Origin of the sequence: Micromonospora sp. NPDC049891 (genome assembly GCF_040660295.1) — a bacterium.
Lineage (GTDB): Bacteria > Actinomycetota > Actinomycetes > Mycobacteriales > Micromonosporaceae > Micromonospora.
On sequence record NZ_JBFAML010000015.1, the window covers coordinates 134,927 to 160,598 of the forward strand.

Consider the following 25,672-nt stretch of genomic DNA (forward strand, 5'->3'; position numbering starts at 1 on the left):
CTCAGGCTCTTTCGGCTGCGGTGTCATCGTGGGCCCCCTCGATGGCCTGGAGTCGTTGTAGGAGCAGCGCCTCGACGTCGCTGCCGCTCAGTGCCTCGACGTCGAGGACGGCCTCGGGCGCTGCGGGCGGTGCGGGTGGCGTGGGTGGCGTGGCCTCGGCGACGGGCACCGCCTCCAGGGGTATCCCCATCTGCTCGGCGAGGAACGGCGCGAGCGTGTCCACTGTGGGGTACCGCCAGGCAAGCGTGGCCGGCAGTGTGGTGCCGACGACGAGTTCCAAACGTCGCCGCAGTTCCAGCGAGAGCAGTGAGTCGAAGCCCATGCCGGCGAGGGGGACGCTGGTGTCCACCCGTTCCGGAGCCAGCTTCAACACCCGGCCCACCTCTTCGCGGCAACGGTTCACGAGCAGTTCACGGCGGCGGCGTCCCGGCTCCACCGCGAGCAGCACCCGGTGCAGGTCGTCGCGCCGCTCTCCGGCCACGGCCGGCGTCGGCTCGACCGGTTGCAAGGCCCGCTGCGCCTCGGGAAGCTCGCTCAGCAGGGGCCGGGCTCGCGCGGCGGCGTACGCCGGGGTGAACAGTGACCAGTCCACGTCGGCCACCACGGCGGTCGCCCGGTCCGTGCCGAGTGCCCGGTCCAGCTCGGCCAGGGCCGGTTGCACCGGCATCAGCCGCAGGCCGCGGCGGGCCAGTTCGTCCTCGTGTGCGTCGTGGGCCTGCCCGGCCGCCCACGGGCCCCACTGCACCGACAGCGCCGGCAGACCCCGGCCGCGCCGGTGTTCGGCGAGCGCGTCGAGGTAGGCGTTCGCGGCGGAGTAGGCGCCCTGGTGCCCGCTGCCCCACACCCCGGTGATCGAGGAGAACAGCACGAAGGCGTCGAGCGGGCCGGTAAGCAGTTCGTGCAGGTGCAGTGCACCGATGTCCTTCCCCGCGACAACGTGTCGCAGGTCATCCGGGTTGGTCTCGGTGAGTGGCTTCACCAGCGACACGTCGCCCGCGACGTGAAACAGGGAGCGGACGGGGTCACCGGCGGCGGACAGCCCGTCGAGCAGCGCCGCGAGTGCCGCCCGGTCGGCCAGGTCGCAGGCGGCCACGGTGACCCGGGGACCGAGCGCGGTCAGCTCGGTCGCCAGGTCGGCGGCGCCTGGCGCGTCAGGACCGCGCCGGCTGGTGAGCACCAGATGTTCGGCACCGGCGCGGGCGAGCCGGCGGGCCAGTTCGGCACCCAGCGTGCCGGTGCCGCCGGTGATGAGCACCGTCCCGCGGGGCCGGTAAGCCGACACGGCCGGCTCGGCGACGGCCGCGTGCACCAGCCGACGGGCGAAGACCCCACCCGGCCGTACCGCCAGCTGGTCCTCATCCCCGGGACCGCCCAGAGCAGCGGCCAGCCCCTCCACGACGCTCCCGTCGAGCGTGCCGCCGAGGTCGATCAGCCCGCCCCACCGCTGCGGGTGCTCCAAGCCGATCACCAGGCCCAGCCCCCAGGCGAGCGCCTGCGCCGGGTTTTCGACGGGGTCGGCTGGCCCGGTGGACACCGCACCCCTGGTGATCAGCCACAGCGGGGCGGTGACCACTGCGTCGGCCATGGCCTGTGCCAGGGCGAGGGTCCGGGCAGCACCGTCGGGCAGCGGCGCGTCCGTGACGGCAAGGAGGGACACCACGCCGCGGGGCGGCTCGGGCGATCGTCGCAGAGCCGCGCTGAGGGACGCGGTGAGCGACGCCCGGTCCGCGCGTGGCACCGGCACCTCGACGACGGCCGCGCCGTGCCCGGTGAGCGCTGCGCGGACGGCATCGGCGAGTTCGACGTCGGCCGGGGTGCTCGGGGCCACCAGCAGCCACGTGCCGGCCAGCGGCATCGGCTGGGTCGCCGGCAGCGGGGTCCAGGTGACGCGATAGCGCCAGGATTCGGCGGCGCTCCGGCCGGACGTCGTCCGACGCCAACCGGCCAGGGCCGGGAGCACGGTGGCGAGGGCGGCGTGCTGGGCCGGGTCGGCAAGCCCCAACACGTCGTGCAGCGTGTCCAGGTCGCCGTCCTCGACCGCCTGCCAGAGTCGACGGTCGGCTGGCGGGGCGGCCGACGGGACGGCGTCGTCGTGGTCCACCCAGCAGCGCTCCCGTTGCCACGGGTAGGTCGGCAGGGACACCACCGGCGGCACCGTGCCGTACAGCCGGGTCCAGTCGACCGGCAGGCCGGCGCCGTACAGCCAGGCGAGTTCGCTGAGCAGCGCGGCGCGGCCGGGCTGGTCGCGGTGCAGGGAGGCGACGACCGTACCGGGCTGCTCTCGGGAGTCGAGCTTCTCGGCGAGCGCGCCGGTCAGCATGGGGTGGCCGGAGATCTCGATGAAGGTGTCGTGCCCGCTCGCCAGGAGGTTGTCCATGGCGCGGTCGAGCAACACCGGCTGGCGCAGGTTCGTCGCCCAGTAGCCGGCGTCCATGGTGGTGCCGTCGATCGGCTCGCCGGTGACGGTCGAGACCAGGGTACGGGCGGTCGGCCCCGGGGCGAGGCCGGCCAACGCGTCACGCAGCACGGCCTGCAGTGGCTCCATCTGGGGGCTGTGCGAGGCGTAGTCGACGGACTCCAGAATCCGGCAGAAGACGCCCTCGTCGTCCAGAAGTGTGGCCAGTCGCTCCACCGCCGCGGTCGCGCCGGAGATGACCGTCGAGGCGGGACCGTTGGCGGCGGCCGCCGAGACCAGACCGTCGTCGAGCCGGGCCAGCATGTTCCGGGTCTCGTCGTAGGACGCACCGACGACGGCCATCTTGCCCTGTCCGATCACCGTGCGGATCACCCGACCCCGGTGCAGGGCGATCCGGAGGGCGTCGTCCAGGCCGAGCGCACCGGCGACGTGCGCTGCGGCGATCTCGCCGACGCTGTGCCCGACCACTGCGGCCGGCTCCACGCCCCAGGACTGCCACAGAGCGGCGAGGGCGATCTGGAGTGCGCAGGTGGCCGGCTGCACCACGCCCGGGTCGGCGAGCCGGGACCGCTCCGGCGCGATGGTGAGCTGCTCGACCAGTGACCAGTCGACGTAGCGGCGCAGCGCGGCGTCGCACCGCCACAGCGTCTCCCGGAAGACCGGTTCGGTGTCCAGCAGATCGGCGGCCAGGGGCCACCAGCGCGGGCCCTGCCCGGCGAAGACGAACACCGGCCGGGGCCGCCGGCCGGTCCGCCGGCCGCCGGCGATCAGACCGGGGTGGTCGTCGCCGCCGGCGAAGGCGGCGAGCGCCTCGCTCAGCTCGGCCGCCGACCCGCCCACGCAGGCCAGTCGCTCTGCGTGGTGGGTGCGCCGGACCGCCGCCGCCGCGCAGTACGCCGCCACGGTGGATTCGGCGCCGGGCTCCCTCAGCCGGGCCGCGTGCCGGGCGGCGAGCTCGCGCAGCGCCGCGTGGGTGGGCGCCGAGACGGTGAGCAGAAGATTGTCCCCGGGGACCGTCCGTTCGGCCGTGGCTGCCGGCGGAGCCTCCTGGAGCACCAGGTGACAATTGGTGCCGCCGAAACCGAACGAACTCACACCGGCCAGCGCCGGGCCATCGCCGGCCGGCCACGGTTGCGCGGTGTCCGCCACCCGCAGCGACAGTTGCTCGAAGGAGACGTGCGGGTTCGGTTCGCGGTAGTGCAGGCTGGCCGGGATGCGGCGGTGACGCAACATCAGGGCCACCTTGATCAGGCCGGCGATGCCCGCTGCGGCCTCCAGGTGCCCGAGGTTCGACTTCACCGACCCGATCAGACAGGGTCGCGCGGGGTCGCGACGCGCGGAGACCACGGCGGCGAGCGCCTTCGCCTCGATCGGGTCGCCAAGCATCGTGCCGGTGCCGTGTGCCTCGACGTAGTGCACGTCGCCGGGCGCGACGCCCGCCCTGGCGTACGCGGCGCGGACGACCGCTTCCTGAGCGTGCGGGTTCGGCGCCATCAACCCGTTGGTCCGGCCGTCCTGGTTGACCGCGCCGCCCCGGATGACGGCGTAGATCGCGTCGCCGTCGCGCACCGCTCGGGAGAGCGGCTTCAGCACCACCACCCCGGCGCCCTCGGCGCGGACGTAGCCGTCGGCCCGTGAGTCGAACGGCTTGCACCGCCCGTCGCCGGCCATCGCGCCGGCCCGGGTGAAGTTGATCGCCAGAGCCGGGGAGAGGATGAGATTCACCCCGCCGGCCAGAGCGAGGTCGCATTCGCCCTGCGCGATGCTGGTGCCGGCCTGCTGCACGCTGACCAGCGACGACGAGCAGGCCGTGTCGACGGCAAGGCTCGGCCCACGCAGGTCGAAGAGGTAGGACAGCCGGTTCGCGGCGATGCTGAGCGCGTTGCCGGTGCCGGTGTGGGCGTCGATCCGGTCGAGCCGCTGGAACTGCAGATGGGCGTAGTCGTTTGTCGCGATGCCGACGAAGACTCCGGTGGCCGAGCCGGCGAGTTGCTCCGGCACGATGCCCGCGTCCTCCAGCGCCTCCCAGGCGACCTCGGCGAGCAGGCGCTGCTGAGGGTCCATCCGGGCGGCTTCGCGCGGGGAGATGCCGAAGAAGGCGGGCTCGAAGCCGTCGACGCCGCCGGGCAGGAACCCGCCCCACCGGCTGGCGTCGAAGTCCGCAGCCCGCCAGCGGCTGGCGGGCACCTCGGTCACGGCGTCCCGGCCCTCGGTGAGCAGTCGCCAGTACTCCTGCGGCCCGTCGGCGCCACCGGGGAAACGGCAGCCGATGCCGATCACCGCGATCGGCTCCGGGCTCGACGCATTCGGCGGTGCGGGCGTCCGCCCGGCCGCTGCGGCCTCATCACCGTCGGACAGGAACCCGGCCAGGGCTTCGACGGTGGGGTACTCCCAGGCGAGCGTGGCCGGCAGTGCCCGGCCGGACCACCGTTCCAGTTCACCGATCAGTCCGACCAGGTCCACGGACTGTAGCCCGTAGGTCGCTACCGGGCGCTGCGGGTCGAGTGCCTCGGGGTCGAGTTGCAGCCGCTCCCCGAGTGCCCGCAGAATCCGCTCCTCGAACTGTTCTCGGGTCAGGCGCACATCCGTGGCGAAGGACCGGGCCACCGCGGTCAGCGAGCCGGCCAGGTAGGCCTGCTTACCGGCGAGGCGCTGCAGCTTGCCGCTCGATGTCTTCGGGATGCTCCCGGATTTGACCAGCACGATCTCGTGGACCCGGAGCCCGTGTTCGGCGGCGACCGCGGCGCGGACGGCGGCGAAGACCTCGCCGCAGTCGAGGCGGGCGGCGCTGACGTTTACCGCCTGCACCACGACGAGTCGCTCCTCGTCACCGGAGTCGACCGAGAAGGCGATGCCGGCGCCACGGCCCAGCGCCGGGTGAGCCTCCGCGACGGTTCGCTCGATGTCCTGCGGGTAGTGGTTCCGGCCGGCGATGATCACGAGATCCTTGATCCGGCCGGTCACGTAGAGCTGGCCATCGTCGAGGAAGCCGAGGTCACCGGTACGCAGGAACGGGCCGGTGCCGTCGGCGAGATGGGCGTCGAGCCGTTCGGCGGTCTCCTCGGCGCGGCCCCAGAAGCCGCGCGCGATGCTCGGCCCCGCCACCCAGATCTCGCCCACCTGGCGCTCCGGCAGCGGCGTCCGCTCGTCCGGGGCGACCACCACGAGGCGGTGTCCGTCGATGACCGGGCCGCAACCGACGAGGGTCCGGGACGCGTCACCGGCCTCGGCCAGTTCGATTCGGTTCTGTTGCAGTGCGTCGGCCCGGACCCGCAGCAGCGACGGCTCGGAGGCGCGCGTCCCGCCGGCGACCAGCAGCGACGACTCGGCCATCCCGTAGCAGGGGTAGAACGCGGCGCGGCGGAAGCCGCTGGAGGCGAAAGCGCGGGCGAACCGGTCGAGGGTCGCGGCCCGGACCGGTTCCGCGCCGGAGAAGGCGACCTGCCAGTTGCTGAGATCGAGTTCGGCACGTTCCGCCTCAGGGATCTTCGCGACGCACAGGTCGTAGGCGAAGTTGGGTCCGCCGGCATGCGTGGCCCGCAGGTCGGAGATTGCCCGCAGCCACCGGACGGGGCGCTTCAGGAAGGCCAGTGGCGACATGAAGGTCACCGGGTACCCCCGGTAGGCCGGCTCCAGCAGCCCGCCGATGAGCCCCATGTCGTGGTAGGGCGGTAGCCAGATCACGCAGCTCGGGTCCGGATCGGCGGCGTCGAAGAACCGGTCGTCGATGGCAGCCAGGTTGGCGAGCAGGTTGGCGTGGCTGAGCATGACACCCTTGGGGCTTCCGGTGGAACCGGAGGTGTACTGCAACAGAGCCAGGTCGTCGCCGCGCACCCCGGGACGTCGCCATTCCCCCGCCCTGGCGTCGTCCACCTCGTCCACCGCGACCCACGGCAGCGTGCCCGCCTCGGGGACGAGGGCTACAAGGTGCTCGCTGATGCCGGCGTCCGCGGCCGGGCCGAGAACGACCGCCGGATCGGCATCTCGGAGCACACCGGCCAGACGGGGCAGCATCCGGGCGAGCAGGCCCGGGTCGGGCGGGTAGGCCGGGACCGGCACCACGCCCGCGTAGAGGCAGCCGAAGAACGCCGCCACGTAGTCGAGGCCGGGTGGGCAGAGGATCAGTGCCCGGTCGCCCCCGGTCACCCTCTCGCGTAGTGCGACCGCGATGGCGCGGGCCCGGCGATCGAGGTCGGCGCCGGTGAGAACCCGCGCCGGACCCTCGCCGTCGACGAGGAACCGGTAGCAGGGCGCCTCGGCCCGGCGGTGCAGGACGGTACGGAAGCGATCGACGAGCGTCTCGTCCGCGGATGCTGCGGCCATCACACACTCCAGTTCTCGCGGGCCCATCGGACCGCCGCGGGTCAGGCCAGGCCGGCGGCCCACAGTTCGGCGCGGTCCAGTTCGCCGTCGGCCAGCGGGCCTTCGGTCGATGTGACGACGAAACTCTGCCGGGCGACCACGGCCACCCCGTGGCGGCGAAGCCGCTTCTGGATGGCTTTGGCGGCGGAGCCGGAGAAGAACCCGGTGCCGGTGACGGTGTCGAAGGTGGCGGCACGGCCACCGAATCCGGTGGGCAGTCGGTCCAGCCACTCCGCCACGCCGGTGGAGGCCGGGCTAGCGCCCTTTGTCGCGGCCTGTCTGCGTGACGCTGGTCCGGGGAGGCCCATGTTGTGCGTGGGCGCGCCGACCAGCAGCAGGTCCACGCCGTCGAGCGCGGGCTCGGCGGCCGCTTCGACGACGGTCACCTCGGCACCGGCGGACCGGAGGCCGGCGGCCACCGCGTCGGCCACCCGAGACGTGTTGCCGAAGCATGATTCGGTGACGATCAGAACCTTCATCGCGACTCCTCGCCCTCGGGCATCGGTTGCCGGGCCTGCGGCGGTGTCCGTCGCCGCACCAGTTCGGCGACGCCGGCGGCGACGAATGTGCCCAGCACGATCAGGGGCAGACGGCCCAGTTGCGCGGCCACCAGTGCTGCCGCAGCCGCGAACACCGCCGGCCAGGGCCGGTCGGACCACCGCCACAACCGGAGCGCGAGCGTGGCCAGCCCGGCCGCCGCCACCCCGAGTGCCGCGTGCCAGCCAGCCTTCGCGCTGTCGCCGGCGAAAAGGTCGTCGCCGACGGACATCAGCAGCAGCGCGAGCACCACGCCCAGGATCACCTGCAGGTGCACACCGCCTACGAACGCGCTGAGCACCCGGCGGTCTCGGCGGGCCACGTCCCGGCGGCGGGCCGACGCGACAAGTGCTCCGAGGGCGGCGCAGCCGATGATCAGGACTATCCAGCTGTTCCAGACGTGAGCGTGCCGAAGAAAATCGTCTAGCGCGTCCATCGCACCTTCTGCGAGCGAGGGGTGAGCAGCGACAGGAGCGACGGCAGGCGCTCACGACCAACGACCGTGAGTCCGAGACGCCTCAACCCCGTGGTCCACTTAGGACCGGCGTCTTCGGATGCCAGTTGCATCCCCGTGGATGTGACTTTCGACCGCGCGCTCGGCGGTGTCAACGCACCGTGAGTGACACCCGCATCGCTACTTCAAGTAGTGGTTCAACTGCGTAACGTCAATCCTTGCTGCTCGCACACAGTGCTACGAAGGGGCCACGGAACGCGTGCGCAACATGCGCGACAAGATCATCCCACGCCGGAATCCACCCGCTCTACGGATCTTCGCTTGACCGAAAATCGACCCGTGGTAACCGAACGTCCGAGGCGCTGACCACAAAGGACGACCCAGCCGCGAGGGGCGCGATCATCGCGCCCCGAGTACGCAAAGTGACCTGCCAAAGGACACTCGACAGCGGACCGATGGCCTCTGCGGTTGCGCCGCGCCGGCCGAGACCATGGAGGCGCACCAGTCGAGCCGACCCTTGAGGAAGGCCACCATGACCCGCTCGGCTCCCCCACATCATTCGGATACGAACGTCCATCACCCTCGTCGGACGGTCGCGATGACCGGTTCAGCCTCCCCGACCGCGGAGAACGCGGCCGCCCTGGTTGCCGCCCGGCGGGCCGATTCAGCACGCCGCCGGCAACGGGTTCTCGACGCTCTCATCCACCTCGCGACCCACGGCGGCGACACCAGCATCAGCGGTGTCGCGCGCTTCGCCAGGGTCCACCGAACCTTCATCTACCGTCACCCCGACCTGCTGAACCAGGTGCGCTCACTGGATCGGGACGAGGACCCCGAGGCGTGATCGGCGACCGGCATCCTGGGGGCGTCGCGGCCACTCGAACGACCCGGGCGCTGAGCAACCTCGAACGCGACCTGGTCCGCCAGCCGTGGCACCGTACCCTGGCCGCAGTCCTCGACGTGCTGGCGTCGCCGGCCGGCGACGCGCCCTGATCGAGAAGACCGCCGTGTCGGCCGCCCGCCGCCGTACCAGCAGCGCCGGCCCCCGACGCTCGTCGACGTCGATGGACAGGCCGCGGTGGCCCGGCATGCGCCACGATGAGCATATGGCGACGAAGAGCTGTCGATCGTGAGCCGGCCTCGTACCGCGGCCGCGCGGCTGGCCGGGATACGGGAGAGCTTCTGGGTCGTGCCGGCGGTCTTCTCGATCGGAGCGGTGGTCGCGGCGATCGGACTGTCGGCGCTGGAGCTCCAGCTCGATCTTCCCTTCGGGGGGATCGTGCCCAGCGCCCCCGCCGGCGCCCGGTCGCTACTGTCTTCGATCATCACGGCGATGATCTCTTTCACCGCGCTGGTGTTCTCCATCACCATCGTTGCCCTGCAACTGGCCAGCAGCCAGTACTCCCCCCGAGTCCTGCGGACCTTCCTGCAAGACCGGATCATCCAGGCGACGCTCGGTACGTTCATCGCCACCTTCCTGTTCGCGATGGTGGTACTGGCCGCGCTACCGGACAGCGAAGCTCAGGGGCTGCCGGAGCTGTCCCTCACGGTGTCGATAGCTCTCGTCCTCGCCAGCAGCGGCACCTTCATCTACTACCTGCACCACATCACCACGGTCATGCAGGTGTCGCACATCATCGGCTCCATCGGCGCGCAGTCCCGACGATCGATCGCAGAACTCCCCACATCCGACGAGCCGCCGCTGGTACCCGGCGAGGTGACACAGACCGTACGGGCCACGGAACCCGGCATGGTCAGTAATGTCGATCTCGCGCTGCTCGCCCGGCTGGCACAGGCGTACGACTGCACCATCACCGTGGTCCCCGCACCGGGTGACTTCGTCGTCGCCGGAGCGCCGCTGTTACGCGTGCACGCAACGACCGGCGGCACGCCCCACCCGGTGCCCGCCGATCGGGCTGAGCAGGGCGTGACCCTCAGCGTGGAGCGTTCGCCGGGCCAGGACGTCGGTTTCGGCTTCCGGCAGCTGGCCGACATCGCCGAGCGCGCGCTGTCTGCGTCAGTCAACGACGTCACCACCGCCGTACGGGCCGTACAGGAGGCCCACGACCTCCTCCGCCGACTCGCCACCCGACCAAACCCGATCCACGTCGTCCGCGACGACGACGGCACCGTCCGCGTCCGGATGATCAGCATCCCGTACGACACTCTCCTGGCGACGATCGTCGACGACATCCGGCTCATCTCCAGCCAGCAACCCCGGATGACACGACTACTCGACGCCGTCGTACGCGACCTGGCGTCCATCGCGCTTCCCATCCACCAGGCGACCATCGAGCGTCGGCTGTCACCGCCGCCCGACATCCGCCACTGACAACCGGCCGCCGCGAGTCGGACACGCGAAACCGTGGTAGCCGGCACCCGCCACGGTGCGCCTACGCGTACCCGCCACCGATGCCGTCAATGGCGTAACAGCGACCGTCGACCGGATCAGGTCGCATGCACCGGCGGGCACCGGGACGGCCGCTACCAGGAACCGCTCATCAGCTCCCGGATCCAGATCCTGGCCTGGCCATCTCCCCGTGCAACCTGGCCTTTACCGCATCGGGGATCAGCCTTCCTCCCGCCGCTTGGACCTTGTTCAACAGGGAGCCGGCCACCACCTTCGCATCGCCCTTCATCATGGCCTCGAAACCCTGGCGGGCCACCTCGGCCGGATCGTCCTTCTTCTTGGCCAGCTTGGTGTCTTCCAGATCGGCTCGCTCGAAGAACTCGGTGTCGGTCGGGCCCGGCATCAGCGAGGTCACGGTGACCCCGGTGTCCTTGAGTTCCTCCCGAAGCGCCTCCGCGAACGACTGCACGAACGACTTCGACGCGTTGTATACCGCCTGGTACGTGCCCGGCATCGTGGACGCGATCGACGAGGTGAACAGCACCCTGCCACTGCCCCGTCGTACCAGGTCGGGCACCACCCGCTTGGCGAGATGCACGGTGGAGCGACAGTTGAGGTCGATGATGACCAGTTCGTCGCTCAGGTCGGTCTGCCGGGCGAAATCGCCGCCCTGTCCGACTCCGGCGTTCAATGCGACGGCGTCCACCGGACGGCCGGTGGTAGTGATCTCCTGGTAGAGCCGCTCGACGCCCTCCGGCTGGGTGAGGTCCACCCGGACCGCCGTTACCGTCGCGCCGCTGTCCCGCCGCAGGTTCGTCGCGGCGGTGTCCAGTTCCGCGTCCTCAGCGGCCACCAAGACGTCGTACCCGTGCTGGACGAACTGCCGGGCCAGCTCAAACCCGATACCGCTGGATGCCCCGGTCACCACCGCGAACGGCCGTGTCGAAGAGTCGCCCATGACCCGTCCTCCCTCTGGTGCCACGCCGGACAGCGGTCCGGCTCTGGTTTCCGACACCTGACGTCCTGCCCAGTTGCCGGCGGGTCAACCCTCTGCCGCGGTCGGCCACAGCACGGGATCGCAAGATCCGGCCAGCGGGCTACCGTTCGGTCGGCGTCGCCGTGCGGCTGATGGCAGCCTCGACCGCGGTGCCGATGCGACTCAGCGTTGCCAGCTCGTGGGGTGCGAGTCGGTCGATCAGGTGTTCCCGGACCGCTGCGACGTGCCCCGGAGGTGCGGCCACGAGCACCTCGTAGTCAGCATCGGTCAGCGCGGCGTTGGTCCGGCGACCGTCGCGCCGATACCCACATGGCCACCATCGACCGGTTGAGCAGAGCAGACGTATCCCGCGGCCGCGCAGCGCTCCAAGCTCCACGCCCGCAGCGGGCCATCTTCGACAGCATGCTGGTCTCTCACCCGGAGGATTCCGGCCGGCCTGCTCCTGAGGCCGTATGAACGGTCCCTGCTGCCATGCCGGCCGCAGTCGCACTCACGCCAGCGGCGCCGCGCAAAAAAGGTCCGCCCCCGGGGCTGGCTCTGGCGCCGGGGTCCTCGGCTGCCCGCCGACCGCGCCCGTCTCGACCATCTGTCTGATGGTCGCGACGCTTCCCACCTCGCAGCTCATTCCGACACCGCCCCCGCCCCGCGACGACACGCCGCCGCCACCGGAACAGCCCGAAACGCTGTTCGATCGGCCGAATACCGCACCTTCAAGCACAGAAAGGATGAAACAGATCGAAGGGCGGTTCGATCAAGGAGTCGGGGAGGCGGAGGGCGCGGCAGCGCGGCACTGCCTCGGCCGCGGGCTCATCGCCGATGCTACGCAGGGTTCCTCCGTCGAAGGCGTCGGGAATCGGCGTCCATCCCAGGTTCTTCTCGTAGTACCGCACCGCGGTCCGCACCGACGGAGTCCAGTCGTCGTCCAGCACGATCAGCCCGCCCGGCCGAATGATCTTGCGAAGGAAGTAGAGGTCCACGAAGACCTCGTGGAAACGGTGGCTACCGTCTACGAACGCCGCATCGGCGACGAGACCTTCGGTGACAAGTTCAGGGAGCGCGATCGAGGACCACGTACGGACGAGCCCGGCGATCGAGTCCAGTCCCGCAGCCTGCAGAAGATCCCAGCCGACATTGGAATACGCGTGGTCCTGAAAGGGGTCGATGATGATGTGCCGGGGGCGCGGCGGGTTGACCGTGACCAGAGCCTCCCCGATCGCGAGGGCAGAGCTGGCGTAGGCAAGCCCGACCTCGACAACCGTCTCAACCCCCTCACGGATAAACAGATCTCGAAGCAGGTCACAGTCCCGCTCCGGCATCGTGACTGTCTCGAAGTCCTGCTCGCGAGGTCGCGTCCACGGCGGACCCTCCTGCACCAGCCGTCGCCGTACCTCCCGAACCCGCGCCCGGCGATCGCCACTTTGCATCACACCAGTGTGGAGCAGACTCGATGCCGTAGGCGCTGGATACGTATGCTGCAACGTCTCCGGGCTACTCTGCGACGATGAATGTCGCTGGACGTACGCTCAGCCCCGCCGTGCAGAAGGCGTTGACGTACTGGCCCGGGATCGTGCACCCGAAGAGGCCGGAGCCGGTCGACCTCGCGGCTCTGCCGCCGTTCTTCAACGACCTGCTGGCCGAACTTCCGTGGTGGAACAGCGACTGGCAGGTCACGCAGGTCGAGGCGGCTTCCCCACGCGAGGTCGCCAGCAGTCACGACCGGCAGAAGAACGCGTTCACTGAGGTTTCGGTGCCGGGCACACTCGTGGGCCGCGCGGCGCAGACGTTGCCGTTCGTCGGACGCGTCCGATTCGAGGGCAACCGGCTGCTGCGCTTCCAGGCGAAGATCGCGGACACAACCGTCGGGCCCGCACTCGCGAAGGCCGGTGCCCCGGAGCCGCATCCATTCGGCGCTGTGCTGTGCAAACTCATGGACAGCCGGGGCGTCTCGGTGAAGGAACTCGCCGTACGGACCGTTCGCGCCATGTCGACGATCAACGCGGCGCGAACGGGAGGGCACAATCCGCACCCTGTCCTGGTCGGCGAGATCGCAGGCGCACTGGGCATACCGGAGGCGGACCTGGCTGCGATCGCCGGCATCGATGCGCCGACCGGCGGGTCAGGGGACACTTGCGCCTGTCACTCGATGGCATGACGCAACTGCGCGGTGCCTGCGGGCGTTCCCGTCATGACCACTCGCGGTGCTGTTGGACGTCCGCACCTACAGAGAACCGGGAGCCAGCTCGTCCGCACCGCACGCCGAACCTGCTCGACCTGCCAGCCCGCCGGCAGTACGGCATGTACCGCCTGGCCGGCTCGGGCCTCGGCGGATGGCGCGAGTTGGCCGCGAACCAGATCGTCACTGCGGGCATCCTCGCCGGTTAGGCGCCATCGTTCCCGTTACTGCGCCACTTGCCGGTGCTGACCGGCCGCCCGCCGGTCGCGGCCGAGCACCTCGACCTCGACGCCGTCGTCGCCCGGGTCGGTGACAACCAGGCCGTGCGCGCGGTTCAAGGCGCAGGCGGACGTCACCGCGAGCCTCGTGCTTGTTCCTCGAACATCTCCCCGACGGGCTGCCTCGTTGGCTGAGCGAGCGTGATCCAGTATCGCCGCATGAAGCCCTGTTCGGTGTCCCGGACGTCCTCGAGAATTCCGCCGTGGCGCTCGATCGTCTTTGCCGAGGCGACGTTGTCCACCGCACAGATGAGTAGCACGCGCTCCAGGCCGATCCCTCGCGCCTGGTCGAGCATCCGGCCCAGTGCCCAGGCTGCCAATCCACGCCGGCGCGCCGACGGCCGAATCCCGTAACCGATATGGCCGGAGGTGCTGAGATCGTGCCGCAGCGCGATCCCGCCGAGGACTCGGCCGCCCTCGACGACCCATCGGTACGTACACCGCACCCGGCCACTCGGTAGCGGCTCTGCCGGATCCGAACTCTTGGCCAGCTGCGCCACCCAGGCCGCGAATCCGGCCGGTGAGTCCACCTCATCAGACGGCCGCAGCCCGAAACCGTCCTCATGTACGCCCGGGCCCCACTCGTGGTGCGCATCGAGCCAGGCCGCATGCAGATCGACGGTGGGCACGATCAGATCGGGCATGCGACGACGATAGCTTCCGAATCGTGCACCGCCGCCGGGACGGGGACTCCGCTCGTTCCATCGGTCACGGGGACGCGCCGGGACGTGGCTGTGTTGTGACAGGTCGGGTAACCAGTTATGGCGTTCGCGGAGGTTCGGCCGGGCGGCTGCTGGCGTTGTATGAGTTCTTGGCGGCGACAACAGCCGCCTGAATGTGGTCGGGGTCGACACCGTGGACGTTGAGCGGCGGGTGCATACGCCGGACGAGTTCGGCCTCGATGGTCGCCGGATCCGGGTCCTCCGCCCACGTCAAGAGCAGGTGTGTGTGCATCCACGTGGTCAGCCGCGCCTCGTCCTCGGGGACCAGGACGACCCGGTCGGTCCAGGTCGTCCGGTACCCCTCGGAGACAAGAAGCCCGGCCAGGGTACGGCGCAGAGTCGAGCTGCCCGAACGCCTCAGATGGTTGCGCAGGATCCGCCCTCGCAGGCTGGTCGCCCGTCCGAGGTACAGCAGCCGTAACGACGGGACGTTCTCATTCGTCAGCCCGGGTAGGTCGGGGAAGACCGAGGGAGCAGCCCACCAGGCGTAGACACCGCTGCCACGGCTGAGCCGCTTGGCGGCGACATTGAGTTCGACCGGCGCGCCGGCAAGCAGCCGCAGAGCCTCGTCGACCCGGGCTTCGTCGGTGGGCACGTCGTCGGATCGCCGTTCGGGAATTGTCATCGAGACCATCGTAGGTCCCGGGCTACCGGGCTTCGTTGTTGGCGACTTGATCGCAGCGCGCCTGGCCTGTAGCCGTTCACCGGCGGCAGACCGTGAGGCCGCTGAAAATGGTCCATACGATCACCATAGGCGGAAGCAGAAGATCCTCTGCATGACTGCCCACCGCACGCTGATCCGGTTTCCGCTCAGCGGCAGAGCCGGGCTCTGTTGTAGCGCATGGTGGTAACGACGGCATGCGAGGCTGAACGGTGGCTTTCCAATGGACGGACACGTGGACAACCCCCGGCTGCCCGGCGGCTTGCGGCAGGTCGATGACATCCTCGCCCAGGTAAGGTTTGTCGCCGCGGTTCCCGGCTCGTACGCCCCGGACGCCCGCCAGTCCCTGAGCCGGCGCGACGCCCGCTCGCCGGTGACGCCCGCATGACATTGGTGTCGGCGTTCGTACCGATCTGGACCCTTACCGCGGTCGGCTACGCGGCCTGTCGCTGGGGTCTGCTGGGCGAGGCGGTGGCGTCGGTACTCGGCCGGTTCGTGTTCCATCTTGCGATGCCGTCCGCCCTGTTCCTAGCCCTGTCCCGAATGCCGCTTTCCGGGTTCGCCGGCCGCTCGCTGCTCGCCTTTGGAGTGAGCACCGCCGCGGTCGTCGGGTTCGGGTGGGTCGGCGCGGGTCGGCTGTTCGGTCGTGAGCCCGGCGAACGGCCGATCTGGGGCATGGCCGCCGGGTACGTGAACTCGGCGAACCTCGGCATCCCGATCGCTACGAAGGTTCTCGGCAACGTGTCGTTCCTGGCGGAGGTGGTGCTGCTGCAGGTGCTGGTGGTGACGCCCGTGATCCTGGTCGCCCTGGACCGGCACAGCGACCCGGCCGGGCGGGTACGGGTCCGCCGTATCGCCTCCCTGCCGGTACGCAACCCGGTGATCCTGGCGTCGCTGCTCGGTGTCGCATGCTCGGCTGCCGGCCTGCATCCGCCGTCGGCCGTCGGCGCGTCGCTCACCCTGCTGTCGGGCGCCGCCGTTCCGGCCGCCCTGGTCGCGCTCGGCGCGTCGCTGCACCGCACGACGCCGCCCCGGGCAGAGCCGGCCGAGCCGGCAGAGCTGGCCGTGGTCACCGCGCTGAAGCTCGTCGCACAGCCCGTCATCGCGTACGCGGCCGGGCTGGTCTTGCACCTGTCCGCGCCGCAGTTGCTCGCCGTGGTGGTGTGCGCGGGCCTGCCGACAGCGCAGAACACGTTCATCTTCGGCCAGGAGTACGGCGTCGGCGAGGACTTGGCCAACCGGGCGGTGATAGTGACCACGACGCTGTCGCTGGCCACGCTGGCCGCGGCGGCGGCGCTGCTCGGGTAGGTCCGTCAGCGGACTCACCCAGCCTGGGCCGCGACGCCGTGGTGGGGCGTTAGAGTCGCCAGTCATGGGACTGCTCACCTTCAGCTACAACCTCACCCTGGACGGTTGCGTCGACCATCAGGAGGGGATCGCTGACGATGAGACGCGCGTCTACTTCACCCGCCTCCTGGACGAGGGCGGGGCAATGCTGTGGGGTCGCGTCACCTACGAGATGATGGAGGGCTACTGGCCTGCCGTCGCTCGCGGCGACCAGGAAGCGCCGCCGGCCATGCGCGAGTGGGCGGTCAAGTTGGGGGCCAAACCCAAGTACGTGGTCTCGTCTACGCGCAAGGACTTCCCGTGGACCAACAGCCACCACATCGCCGGCGATCTGCGCGAGGGCGTGCAGAAGCTCAAGGACACGACACCGGCCGGGGTCCTCCTCGGAAGCGGCAAGCTCGCGACCGAACTTGACCGGCTGGACCTGATCGACGAGTACAAACTGCTCGTCCACCCCAGGATCGCCGGCCACGGCCCGACGCTGTACCAGGGCGGGCTACCCGGCACGCGCCGGCTCGAACTGCTCTCGGCGGACCCGTTCCGCAACGGCGCGGTGGCCATGCACTACCGCCGCGCGCGCTGATCGCAGGAGTCCATCGCCGGCAGCGGGGCGTCCTCCTCGCGCTCGCCGCGCACCCGCAGCGCAGGGGGCATGACCGGCAACTACAACCCGCAGACCCGCAGCGGACCGTGAAGCGGATCTCCTGCTGCGGTGCTAGGCGGCATCCCGCTGGTCCAGCCACTTGAGAATCGCCCGGCTTGTTTCTCCCGGCTTTTCCTGCTGGATCCAATGACCGCAGTCCAGACTGACTACTTCCACGTTCGGCACGAAGTCTGTCAACCTTTCGGACCTCGCGACCGTATCGCGGTCGCCGTAGATCATGAGGGTGGGTTGTCGGATGATCGGGTCCACGTCCGCCAGCAGACGCCAGTTGCGGTCCAGGTTTCGGTACCAGTTCAAACCGCCCGCGAAACCTGTTGATTCGAAGGCGGCGACAAAGACGGCCAGCTCACTGTCGCTCATGATGGGCGCACCGAGTGGGGTTTCCATCCTGGCGAGGTTGATCAACGCATTGCCCGGCTGCGGCTCCGCGAGGGGCACGTCCTTCCGGTACAGGTTCCGAAGGAATCGGAACGTGTTCTCCTCGAACACCGCGTCCGCGACGCCCGGCTGCCGGTTGAAGTGGACGAAGTAGAAGTCGCTACCGAGCACCTCCTCCATGGACTCGATCCAGGGCTTGTCCCCGCGCTCGAGGTACGGCAGGCTCAGGTTGATCACCTTGTTGACACGGTTCGGGTGCAACAGGGTCAGGCCCCAGACGACGGCTGCGCCCCAGTCATGACCAACGAAGGTGGCATCGTCGTATCCGTAGTGATCGATCAGTGCGACGAGATCGCCAGACAGGTGTGCGATGTCGTAGTCGGTGACTTCGGTCGGGCGGGACGAGTTGCCGTAACCGCGCTGGTTCGGGACGATGACGTGGTAGCCCGCTGCCGCGAGGGCGGGCATCTGATGGCGCCAGGAGAAGGCGTGCTCCGGCCAGCCGTGACAGAGCACGATGGGGTTCCCCGCGTTCTGCCGGCCGGCTTCGAAGACTTCGAGTTCCACACCGTTTACCGAAATGCGGGTGGGCTCGGGAAAATCGGTTGTCATGCCGGCATCCTGCCGACCGATACCGGTCACCTCCTGACCGGTTTTCGTGGAAGTGTTGTCGGAGTGCGAGCCGACCGGTTGATGGCCATCCTCCTTCTGCTGCAACAGCGTGAGCAGGTGACCGCAGCGGAGGTCGCCCGGGAGTTGGAGATCTCCGAGCGCACCGCTCGCCGTGACCTCGACGCCCTGGGTATGGCCGGGGTCCCGGTGTACTCGATGCAGGGCCGAGGCGGCGGCTGGCGCCTCGTGGGCGGTGCCCGCACCGACCTGTCCGGGTTGACATCGGGTGAGGCCCGCGCCCTTTTCCTGGTCGCCGGTCCGGTCTCGGCTGCGACGCCGGCCGTCAAAGCGGCGCTGCGCAAGCTCGTCCAAGCTCTGCCGGAACCCTTCCGGGTGCAGGCCGAGGCGGCAGCGTCGTCGCTCGTCATGGACCCACAGCGATGGGGGGCGAGCCGGGTCGAGCCCCGACCGCCTCGCTTCCTCGACGCGCTCCAGGACGCGGTGATCCGCAGTGTCCAGGTCCGGCTCGGCTACGTCGACCGCAAGGGCACCGAAACCGAGCGAACCGTCCACCCGCTGGGCATCGTCGCCAAAGGCCCATCGTGGTACCTCGTCGCCAACACCGAGGCCGGTCGGCGGACCTTCCGAATCGACCGCGTTTCGTCCGCCGACCCGACCTGCGACCCCGTACACCGGCCCGAGGACTTCGACCTTGCCGAGGGCTGGCGCGCGATCGCCGACGAGGTCGAGCGCAAACGAATGCCCCTCGAAGTCCGGGCGGTGTGCGCGCCGCAGGGAATAGGCGTGCTCCGGATGGGGTTCGGCGGTCGGCTCGAGGTGGGAGCTTCCAGGACCGACGGCCGCATCGACGTCGTGATCCGCGGCAACGACGAGTACATACTCGCTGGCGAGCTTGCCGGGCTGGTCGAATGGATCGAGGTGACCGGCCCTCCGGGCGTGCGAGACCACCTGGCCTCGATCGGCAACACGCTCGTCGAGCGATACGGCTCAGACCGGCGGGACGTCGTACGGCAGGACGACAACCGAGGTCATCGGGCAGTACAGCACCGCTGACCTCCGACTGATCGCACGGCACTACGACGAGACGAGGCCGCCGGGAACGGCAACTCGGGCACATCGTCGGCGAGCAGCTGCAGGACCAGCACGAGTGGCACCCCAGCCTCGGCGGGATGATCGTCCAGACCTTCACCGTCACAGGTCGGCCAAGGCTCGTCCGCCGGCCACAGCAACGGCCCACCCACGGAGTTCTGTCATAGCCTGCAGCAATGACTGACGGGCCGGCTCGGTTTGGTGGACGCAGCGACGTCGTCCTGGCGGTGGTCCTGGATTGTGCCGACCTGGATCGCTCGGGGACCTTCTGGTGCCAGGCGCTCGGATACGTGGCTGAACCGCTCTCGCCAGGGCACTACCGGCGGCTGCTACCCGCCGACGGGAACGGCGTTGAGCTGCTGTTGCAGCGGGTTCCCGAACCAAAGGCGCACAAGAACAGGATGCACCTGGATCTGCGCGTACCCGACCTTGAGGCCGAGGTGGCCAGACTGGTATCACTAGGAGCACGGTGCATCACGGACAGTCCCATCGAAGAAGACGGCTGGGCCTGGCACGTCCTCGCCGACCACGACGGCAACGAGTTCTGTTTGCTACGGCCACCCACGACACCCGACCACTGATCCGCACCACGGGCGCTGATCACCGTTCCACACTTGGCACATGACAGCCAACGGGTCCGGGCGGCCAAACCAATCCCGTGTGGGCACGCTCGTGCCTGGCCGGCTGCCCCGGTGAGCGAGGCAGAGACACGGCCACTCAACGCAGCGACCGGAAGGCGGTGCGAAGCTCTTCGGAGAAGATTTTCGGCTGTTCCCAAGCCGCGAAGTGCCCACCGGTGTCGAGCTTGTTGAAGTAGATGAGGTTGGGGTACGCCTGCTCGGCCCAACTCTGCGGTGCCTCGTACAGCTCGTCTGGAAAGACGCTTACGGCGACCGGGACGTTCACGCCCTTGGCGGCGAAGAACGACAGCTTGTTCTCCGCGTACAGCCGGGCCGCGGAGACCGCGGTGTTCGTCAGCCAGTAGAGCGAGATGTTGTCCAGGATGTCGTCGCGGGTGAGACCCGCATTGGCGCCTTGGAAGATGTTTGCGATCAGGGCGAGGCTCTTAGCATCGTGGTCGAGCAAGAAGGACGCCAGACCCACCGGGGAGTCAGCCAGGGCGGTAAGTGTCTGCGGACGCGTCGCCATCATGAGGGCGTACGCGACGTGCTTCCACACGTAGTCCAGTTCGGTGGCGGCGCGCATCTCGTCGTCGGACAGATCCGCCGGCAGCGAGCCCATCGCGTTGTTCGCGCCGGTGGTGTCCCCCTGGAACAGCTTGTCGATCTCGGGTGGGACCGCGCCCGGCATGTTGGTGTGGATGCCAAGTAGTTCCGGAGGGGCCTGCACCCCGAGCTGATCCACGACGACCGCGCCCCAGTCGCCGCCCTGCGCGACGAACCGCGTGTAGCCGAGCCGCCTCATCAGCTCGGTCCAAGCGGTCGCGATCTTCTGCGGGTTCCAGCCCGGCTCGGTCGGCTTGCCCGAGAATCCGTGGCCAGGCAGCGACGGGATCACCAGGTGGAAGGCGTCCGAGGCGCTGGCACCGTGGGCCGTGGGGTCGGTGAGCGGCTCGATGATTTTCATCTGCTCGATCACCGACCCGGGCCACCCGTGCGTGACGATGAGCGGCAGCGCGTCCTCGTGCTTCGAGCGCACATGGATGAAGTGGATGTCCACCCCGTCGATGCTTGCCATGAACTGCGGCACGGCGTTCAGCCGCGCTTCGACTTTGCGCCAGTCATACTCCTTCTCCCAATAGCGGGCGACGGCCTGAATCGTCGCCAGTGGCACGCCCTGCGACTGGTCGTCCACCGTTTCCTTGTTCGGCCACCGGGTGGACCTGATGCGCCTTTTCAGGTCGTCAAGGTCGGCCTGGGGAATGTTGACCGAGAACGGCCGGATCTTCGTGGTACCGGGATGGGTCTTTGTTGTGACAGCCATGCATGTTCCTTCCATCCAGGTTCGCGCCCTGCGCGAGGAGAAGTAGTGGGTCGATGCGTCTTCTCGAAATCCACACGCCGCCGCAATATCTCGGATCCTAGAACGGCGAACCGCGGGTCCGTGGCGATACAGCCGGTCAGCGCATGCGCTGTGGGACCGCCACGGCGTGCTCAGCGCGGCAACCCGCTCCCAGCCCGCCCAGGTGTTTAACCCTCGGCGGGAGAAGTCGAGCGCCAGGTCGGACACCATGCTCCCGAGCATGAGCCGAAGCAGGGGTGAAAAGCACAACCACGGACGGGCTGGACACCCGCCATCGATGAGGGCGGGGGCCTGCCCTCGGTCAGCGGCGTACTGGCCGAGGGCACCTACCACCTGCTGCTGGCCTGGCGGGGCCCGGCCTGCGGCTAGCGCAGGTGCCGGGCGAAGAACCCGGCCGCGTCCTCCCCTGCGAACTGCGGGACACCGGTGTGTCCGCCCATGTTGGCGTGCAGCGTTTTCTCCTTGGAGCCGAAGGCGTCGAACAGATCCAGGGCCGCCTGCCGGTCGTTCCCTTCGTCATCCCACTGCAGCAGGACATGCAGTGGAATGGTGACCTGTCGGGCCTCCTCGAACATGGCGCGAGGCACGAAACTTCCGGCGAAGAAGCCGGCGGCCACGATGCGGGGCTCGACCACCGCAAGCCGGATGCCGATGGAGATCACTCCCCCCGAGTACCCGACCGGGCCACCGATCTCGGGCAGCGACAGGAGAGCGTCCAGGGCGGCCCGCCATTCCGGGACCGCCTTGTCGACGAGCGGCAGGATGAGGGTATCGATGATCTCGGCGCTGACCGGCTCGCCGGCCTCCATGGCCCGGCGCAGGCCGGCGCGGGCCTGCTCGGCGGCGGCCCAACGGGGCCGGTCACCGCTGCCGGGGAGCTCGATGGTGGCCGCAGCGAAGCCGTCCGCCGCGGCGTGGCGAGCCCGTGCCGCCAGACGGGGGTACATCTTGTGCAGTCCGAGCGGTGGGTGGCCGAGCAGGATCAGCGGGACTGGTGCGGATACGGATGCGAATGCGGGCGTCCACAGGATGCCCGGGATCTCTCCGAGGGTGAACTCGCGTTCGAGGACGCCGTCATCGAGGCGCCGCACAGTAGTGAATCGCATGGTCGTGCCTTTCGGGAGTGCTCGTGAAACGGCGCTCCCGGACGACCTATCGCCCGACCGTGACCCCAGAGGGGAGCACCCATGTCGAAACGTTCACGGGTACCACCTCCTCGGTCTCTCGCACGGCCTCCGGAAACTAACAGCACAGCCGTGGTCCGCCAAACGTGTTATCGGCCGGGCTCCGGCCGGATGCCACGGGCAGGCCGCATGCGGTCAGGTGCGATGTGAGCTCGCCGATCACGTCCAACGACGTGGCCCTGGTCCGCGGCAGACCGTCGACGAGGTCGGCGCACTGTGGGACAAGCTCGCCGCCGGTGCCACCGTCATCGAGGCGTACGGCCCAGCCCGGTGGGCACCGGCGTTCGGGATCATGACCGACCGTTTCGGCATCACATGGATCCTCGACGTCACCGCCCCGCACCCCGACGCCTGACCCTGGACCGCCGGCGACAGGGCGAGGCACCACCCAACCCCGGCCGCCTCGTCCCGTTGCCGGCCACGCCTCGGCTCAACCCTCAGCCGACGAGTGACGATCTCATCCCTGCAAGACACGCGGCGGCTTGAACCGGCGAACCTCCTGCAGCCAGCCGCAGGCCTCCGCGATTCTGCCAGCCCACATCCGCGCGGTCGCCTCATCCGGCACGTCCACGATGGTCAGGCCACCCAGAAACTCCTTGCTCTCGACATAGGGCCCGTCGGTGAAAACCACCGCACCGCTCGTGGCGTCGGCGGTGAAAACCGGCCCGTCCTCCTCCTCCAGACCCCCGGCGAAAACGAACGCCCCGGCGGCCTTGATCTCATCAACAACCGCCCTGGCGAGGGGGCCACGCCCACGGAACCACTCCTCGGTGTGGTCACCCACCCACTGCTGATTGAAGTAGATGAGGTACTCAGCCATGTCCGCTCCCTCTGCTCGTCCCCGGACCCGACGTCCGGCTCTGCATACGCTACGAACGGCATCCGCCAGATCCGACACTCTCTGTGTGTCGAGGAGAGTCGGACTTGTGGGGACCGTAGGGCGCACTGATGATGGCGATGTGATCATCGACGGCTTGCCGGTCCCGTCGGTGCTCCTCCGTGCGGTGCGGCAGGGTCGATGGATAGCGCCAGACCGTTCGTCGTCGACGTACCGCGAAGTCTTCGGCGATGACGCGGTGGTCCCACAGTTCCTCCCCTTGAGTCGGATGACGGCAAACAGGCGCTGGATCGACGACATGCCTGAGGACTATCGCGGGTTCTATCTCGGTCAGCCGGACCGGCAGCGCCCGCCTGGCGACGTGGATCCTGACCAGTCTCTGCTGATCGGTGACCTCGGCCCCGACCAGCCGTTTGCGTTGGACTACAGACCTTCCTTGGCCGCCCCGTCAGTGATCTACCTCAGCACAACGGCGGACTGGATCGAGGTTGCGCCCAACATTGAGACGCTGATCGAACGCCTCGGAATCTGACCGCGCCGAGGGGACTCACGCACTCTTCTGCCGCGTGTGGGCCCGACACACACCAATCAGCGGCATGTGATTGCCGCGGCAGGACGGTGTACTTCGCGATGCTGGCGGGCGCCAGGCAGAATGATCGGGTGGCAGGCTCAGGAGTCGTTCGGATCTATCACAGCGGTGCTGGCTGGGGGGTCATCGATGGGTCAGAGGTCCCCGGCGGGTGTTGGGTCCATTTTTCGGCTATCGCCATGAATGGGTACCGGCAGCTTGCTGCCGGACAGAGGGTCTCCTTCATCGCCGAGCCGGCGGCGCAGGACGGGTTTGCGTATCGGGCGGTGAAGGTGTGGACGACTGAGACCGAGCCAGTTGACCAACAAAGAGAGAGTAGCCAGTCCCGCGCGTACGACAGCACGCTGACACTGACCGCATCAGGAGCGGCAGATCAGTATCTCGGAGCTGCAGAAGCGTTCTCCGTTACGAGTCACCTTCCGTCGCTCGTCGCATGCACGTGACCAGCTTGCCGCCGCGTTAGGGAGTTGCTGTGTCATACGGCTACATCGGATCGATGAAGACCAAGCCGGGTCACCGGAATGACGTCGTGGACATCCTGCTCAGCGGCGTTGATGGCCTCCGCGAGGCCGGATGTGACCTGTACGTCGTGAGCGTCTCGGACACCGACGACGTCACGATCTGGGTGAGCGAGGTGTGGCAGAGCAAGGAGAAGCACGACGCCTCCCTGCAGCTTCCCGAAACCAGAGCCGCGATCGGCAAGGCCATGCCGATGCTCACGGGCGAGTTCACCAGCCAAGAAGTGTCCGTGATGGGAGGGCTGGGCGTATAAGCCGGGCGCTGTGCGCTGGACGCGTCGTGGAGATGGCCGGGAGTTCGTGTCGGTGGGCTGGGGCAGGATGTGGCCATGACCGTGACAGCTCGCTTGGACCTGGCCATCTTCGACGCTGCGGACATTGACGAGGTCGGCTCGTTCTATGCCGAGTTGGCCGGCTGGGACGTCGTCCGTCAGGATCCTGACCGGTTCGGCCTCCGGACTCCGGACGGTCAGGAGATCGAATTTCAGCGCGCACCTGACCATGTCGGGCCGCGGTGGCCCGGGCAGGAGCACCCGCAGCAGTTCCACCTGGACCTGCAGACCGATGATCCCCGGGCGCAGGCCGAGCGGGCCGTCGCCCTCGGTGCGGTCCGGCTGGCCGACGGCCCTACCTGGATCACCCTGGCCGACCCGGCCGGCCATCCTTTCGATCTCTGCCAGGCAGACGGCGTCGGGCCGGTGATGAGGCTGTTCGCGGTGACGATCGACGCCCCCGACGCGTCAGCGCTGGCCCGCTTCTACGCCAGCCTCACCGGTATGGAGGTCACCTACGACGGCCCCGAGGGTGCGCTCGTCGCCGGTGGCGGTAAGAGCCTGATGTTCCAGCAGATCAGCGCCTACAACGCGCCCCGCTGGCCGGATCCGGCGTACCCACAGCAAGCCCATCTCGACCTCCTCGTCGACGACCTGGACGCAGGCGAGACCCGGGCACTGGAGCTGGGCGCCCGCCGGCTCAGAGCCGGCGGTGAGCGCTTCAGGGTCTTCACAGACCCGGCCGGCCACCCGTTCTGCCTCATCCGGTAGCGCGCCGGGACCACTGCCGTCCGGACGGACTGGAAGATCTCGTGCGGGGTGCGGGCGCGCATTCGTCGGGACTTCCGAGCAACTCGCGCCGCACGAGGCTGCCACGCCTCTCGGCGCCACGCACGACACGCCGTGACCGTCCTGTCGACCGGCGGCGCGCGGCCGTACCGCGATAAGGTGCCGCATGGCTAGCGAGTCGTCGTACACCATCGCGCCTCTCAGCCCCGAGACCTGGTCTGCCTTCGAGGCGCTGGTGCAGCGGCACAACGGCATCTTCGGGGGCTGCTGGTGCATCTGGTTTCACCCTGACGGGCCCGAGCGCGGCCAGGGCGCGGAGGCCAACCGAGCTCTGAAGAAGGCCTACGTCGAGCAGGGCAAGGCGCACGCGGCACTTGTGATGCACGGCGACGAGGCCATCGCATGGGCTGAGTACGGCACCCCTGTCGAGTTGCCCAC

General features: G+C 69.2%; 27 protein-coding genes and 2 pseudogenes. 17 read left to right on the forward strand and 12 right to left on the reverse strand.

Translation table 11 applies throughout. The features are described 5' to 3' along the window. Position 1: 1 nt before the first annotated feature. The 3 genes from AB0I71_RS20185 to AB0I71_RS20195 are packed head-to-tail and all read right to left on the reverse strand — an operon-like array spanning position 2 to position 7,751. Positions 2-6,739 (reverse strand): SDR family NAD(P)-dependent oxidoreductase, encoded by a 6,738-nt coding sequence (locus AB0I71_RS20185; RefSeq protein ID WP_357586731.1) that lies wholly within the window; start codon positions 6,737-6,739, stop codon positions 2-4. A 41-nt stretch (positions 6,740-6,780) separates the two neighbouring features. After that, complete coding sequence (locus tag AB0I71_RS20190; protein ID WP_357586733.1) at positions 6,781-7,257, reverse strand: flavodoxin domain-containing protein; 477 nt, start codon at positions 7,255-7,257, stop codon at positions 6,781-6,783. Beyond that, a complete protein-coding gene (locus AB0I71_RS20195) occupies positions 7,254-7,751 on the reverse strand; it encodes a hypothetical protein (protein ID WP_357586735.1) in 498 nt (165 codons plus the stop codon). Before AB0I71_RS20195 ends, AB0I71_RS20190 begins: the two co-directional genes overlap by 4 nt. A gap of 550 nt (positions 7,752-8,301) precedes the next feature. Here AB0I71_RS20195 and AB0I71_RS20200 point away from each other — a divergent pair. The 3 genes from AB0I71_RS20200 (at position 8,302) to AB0I71_RS20210 (ending at position 10,101) form a co-directional block, all read left to right on the forward strand. Continuing rightward, a complete protein-coding gene (locus tag AB0I71_RS20200; RefSeq protein ID WP_357586737.1) occupies positions 8,302-8,613 on the forward strand; it encodes a hypothetical protein in 312 nt (103 codons plus the stop codon). Beyond that, complete coding sequence (locus tag AB0I71_RS20205) at positions 8,610-8,762, forward strand: hypothetical protein (protein WP_357586739.1); 153 nt, start codon at positions 8,610-8,612, stop codon at positions 8,760-8,762. The genes AB0I71_RS20200 and AB0I71_RS20205 overlap by 4 nt, the downstream gene beginning before the upstream one ends. 136 nt (positions 8,763-8,898) lie before the next feature. Next, positions 8,899-10,101: a DUF2254 domain-containing protein gene (locus tag AB0I71_RS20210; protein WP_357586741.1), complete on the forward strand. Its 1,203-nt coding sequence runs from the start codon at positions 8,899-8,901 to the stop codon at positions 10,099-10,101. A gap of 169 nt (positions 10,102-10,270) precedes the next feature. Here the strand turns inward: AB0I71_RS20210 and AB0I71_RS20215 are convergent, their stop codons facing one another. Together AB0I71_RS20215 and AB0I71_RS20220 are read right to left on the reverse strand one after the other, a co-directional pair. After that, complete coding sequence (locus AB0I71_RS20215) at positions 10,271-11,077, reverse strand: SDR family NAD(P)-dependent oxidoreductase (RefSeq protein ID WP_357586743.1); 807 nt, start codon at positions 11,075-11,077, stop codon at positions 10,271-10,273. A 749-nt stretch (positions 11,078-11,826) separates the two neighbouring features. Next, positions 11,827-12,432: a class I SAM-dependent methyltransferase gene (locus AB0I71_RS20220; protein ID WP_357586745.1), complete on the reverse strand. Its 606-nt coding sequence runs from the start codon at positions 12,430-12,432 to the stop codon at positions 11,827-11,829. 185 nt (positions 12,433-12,617) lie between these two features. On the opposite strand from AB0I71_RS20220, the gene AB0I71_RS20225 reads away from it, so the two are divergent. Next, positions 12,618-13,268, forward strand: a complete 651-nt coding sequence (locus AB0I71_RS20225) for a hypothetical protein (RefSeq protein WP_357586747.1) — start codon at positions 12,618-12,620, stop codon at positions 13,266-13,268. After that, entirely contained in the window at positions 13,265-13,498 is a 234-nt protein-coding gene (locus tag AB0I71_RS20230; RefSeq protein ID WP_357586749.1) for a hypothetical protein, read from the forward strand. Before AB0I71_RS20225 ends, AB0I71_RS20230 begins: the two co-directional genes overlap by 4 nt. Before the next feature lie 15 nt (positions 13,499-13,513). Here AB0I71_RS20230 and AB0I71_RS20235 read toward each other — a convergent pair whose 3' ends face one another. The 3 genes from AB0I71_RS20235 to AB0I71_RS20245 all read right to left on the reverse strand — a co-directional run bounded on the left by AB0I71_RS20235 (position 13,514) and on the right by AB0I71_RS20245 (position 14,914). Next, complete coding sequence (locus AB0I71_RS20235; protein ID WP_357586751.1) at positions 13,514-13,645, reverse strand: hypothetical protein; 132 nt, start codon at positions 13,643-13,645, stop codon at positions 13,514-13,516. Then, positions 13,642-14,211 (reverse strand): GNAT family N-acetyltransferase, encoded by a 570-nt coding sequence (locus tag AB0I71_RS20240; protein ID WP_357586753.1) that lies wholly within the window; start codon positions 14,209-14,211, stop codon positions 13,642-13,644. Before AB0I71_RS20240 ends, AB0I71_RS20235 begins: the two co-directional genes overlap by 4 nt. A gap of 115 nt (positions 14,212-14,326) precedes the next feature. Beyond that, positions 14,327-14,914, reverse strand: a complete 588-nt coding sequence (locus tag AB0I71_RS20245; protein ID WP_357586756.1) for a GIY-YIG nuclease family protein — start codon at positions 14,912-14,914, stop codon at positions 14,327-14,329. A gap of 259 nt (positions 14,915-15,173) precedes the next feature. On the opposite strand from AB0I71_RS20245, the gene AB0I71_RS20250 reads away from it, so the two are divergent. The 3 genes from AB0I71_RS20250 to AB0I71_RS20260 all read left to right on the forward strand — a co-directional run bounded on the left by AB0I71_RS20250 (position 15,174) and on the right by AB0I71_RS20260 (position 16,880). After that, the gene (locus tag AB0I71_RS20250; RefSeq protein ID WP_357586758.1) at positions 15,174-15,338 is read left to right on the forward strand and encodes a hypothetical protein; all 165 of its coding nucleotides are present in this window, start codon (positions 15,174-15,176) and stop codon (positions 15,336-15,338) included. Then, positions 15,335-16,258 carry an AEC family transporter gene (locus AB0I71_RS20255; protein ID WP_357586760.1) on the forward strand — a complete coding sequence of 308 codons (924 nt, stop codon included), beginning with the start codon at positions 15,335-15,337 and terminating at the stop codon, positions 16,256-16,258. The genes AB0I71_RS20250 and AB0I71_RS20255 overlap by 4 nt, the downstream gene beginning before the upstream one ends. Positions 16,259-16,322: 64 nt before the next feature. After that, entirely contained in the window at positions 16,323-16,880 is a 558-nt protein-coding gene (locus AB0I71_RS20260; RefSeq protein WP_357586762.1) for a dihydrofolate reductase family protein, read from the forward strand. Between the two features lie 132 nt (positions 16,881-17,012). Here the strand turns inward: AB0I71_RS20260 and AB0I71_RS20265 are convergent, their stop codons facing one another. Next, the gene (locus AB0I71_RS20265; protein WP_357586788.1) at positions 17,013-17,951 is read right to left on the reverse strand and encodes an alpha/beta hydrolase; all 939 of its coding nucleotides are present in this window, start codon (positions 17,949-17,951) and stop codon (positions 17,013-17,015) included. Positions 17,952-18,032: 81 nt separating this feature from the next. Here AB0I71_RS20265 and AB0I71_RS20270 point away from each other — a divergent pair. The 3 genes and pseudogenes from AB0I71_RS20270 to AB0I71_RS20280 all read left to right on the forward strand — a co-directional run. Further along, positions 18,033-18,128 (forward strand): annotated as a pseudogene (locus AB0I71_RS20270) (HTH domain-containing protein); the annotation flags it as partial. A gap of 216 nt (positions 18,129-18,344) precedes the next feature. After that, positions 18,345-19,025 carry a WYL domain-containing protein gene (locus tag AB0I71_RS20275; RefSeq protein ID WP_357586790.1) on the forward strand — a complete coding sequence of 227 codons (681 nt, stop codon included), beginning with the start codon at positions 18,345-18,347 and terminating at the stop codon, positions 19,023-19,025. Positions 19,026-19,237: 212 nt separating this feature from the next. Further along, positions 19,238-19,642, forward strand: coding sequence for a VOC family protein (locus tag AB0I71_RS20280; protein WP_357586764.1), 405 nt, complete (start codon positions 19,238-19,240; stop codon positions 19,640-19,642). Positions 19,643-19,778: 136 nt separating this feature from the next. Here the strand turns inward: AB0I71_RS20280 and AB0I71_RS20285 are convergent, their stop codons facing one another. Then, entirely contained in the window at positions 19,779-21,005 is a 1,227-nt protein-coding gene (locus AB0I71_RS20285; RefSeq protein ID WP_357586792.1) for an epoxide hydrolase family protein, read from the reverse strand. A 404-nt stretch (positions 21,006-21,409) separates the two neighbouring features. Beyond that, positions 21,410-22,150, reverse strand: coding sequence for an alpha/beta hydrolase (locus tag AB0I71_RS20290; protein ID WP_357586766.1), 741 nt, complete (start codon positions 22,148-22,150; stop codon positions 21,410-21,412). A gap of 217 nt (positions 22,151-22,367) precedes the next feature. On the opposite strand from AB0I71_RS20290, the gene AB0I71_RS20295 reads away from it, so the two are divergent. Then, positions 22,368-22,583 (forward strand): hypothetical protein, encoded by a 216-nt coding sequence (locus tag AB0I71_RS20295; protein ID WP_357586768.1) that lies wholly within the window; start codon positions 22,368-22,370, stop codon positions 22,581-22,583. A 102-nt stretch (positions 22,584-22,685) separates the two neighbouring features. Here the strand turns inward: AB0I71_RS20295 and AB0I71_RS20300 are convergent, their stop codons facing one another. Further along, complete coding sequence (locus tag AB0I71_RS20300) at positions 22,686-23,048, reverse strand: YciI family protein (RefSeq protein ID WP_357586770.1); 363 nt, start codon at positions 23,046-23,048, stop codon at positions 22,686-22,688. 139 nt (positions 23,049-23,187) lie between these two features. On the opposite strand from AB0I71_RS20300, the gene AB0I71_RS20305 reads away from it, so the two are divergent. From AB0I71_RS20305 to AB0I71_RS20325, 5 genes and pseudogenes are all read left to right on the forward strand, one after another. Continuing rightward, positions 23,188-23,598, forward strand: coding sequence for an SMI1/KNR4 family protein (locus AB0I71_RS20305; protein WP_357586772.1), 411 nt, complete (start codon positions 23,188-23,190; stop codon positions 23,596-23,598). A 98-nt stretch (positions 23,599-23,696) separates the two neighbouring features. Continuing rightward, positions 23,697-24,098, forward strand: a complete 402-nt coding sequence (locus tag AB0I71_RS20310; RefSeq protein ID WP_357586794.1) for a cold shock domain-containing protein — start codon at positions 23,697-23,699, stop codon at positions 24,096-24,098. Between the two features lie 53 nt (positions 24,099-24,151). After that, on the forward strand, positions 24,152-24,427 hold the full coding sequence (locus AB0I71_RS20315) for an antibiotic biosynthesis monooxygenase (protein ID WP_357586774.1): 276 nt from the start codon (positions 24,152-24,154) through the stop codon (positions 24,425-24,427). A gap of 75 nt (positions 24,428-24,502) precedes the next feature. Beyond that, positions 24,503-25,216 carry a VOC family protein gene (locus tag AB0I71_RS20320; protein WP_357586776.1) on the forward strand — a complete coding sequence of 238 codons (714 nt, stop codon included), beginning with the start codon at positions 24,503-24,505 and terminating at the stop codon, positions 25,214-25,216. Positions 25,217-25,400: 184 nt separating this feature from the next. Continuing rightward, a pseudogene (locus tag AB0I71_RS20325) lies at positions 25,401-25,672 on the forward strand (hypothetical protein); the annotation flags it as partial.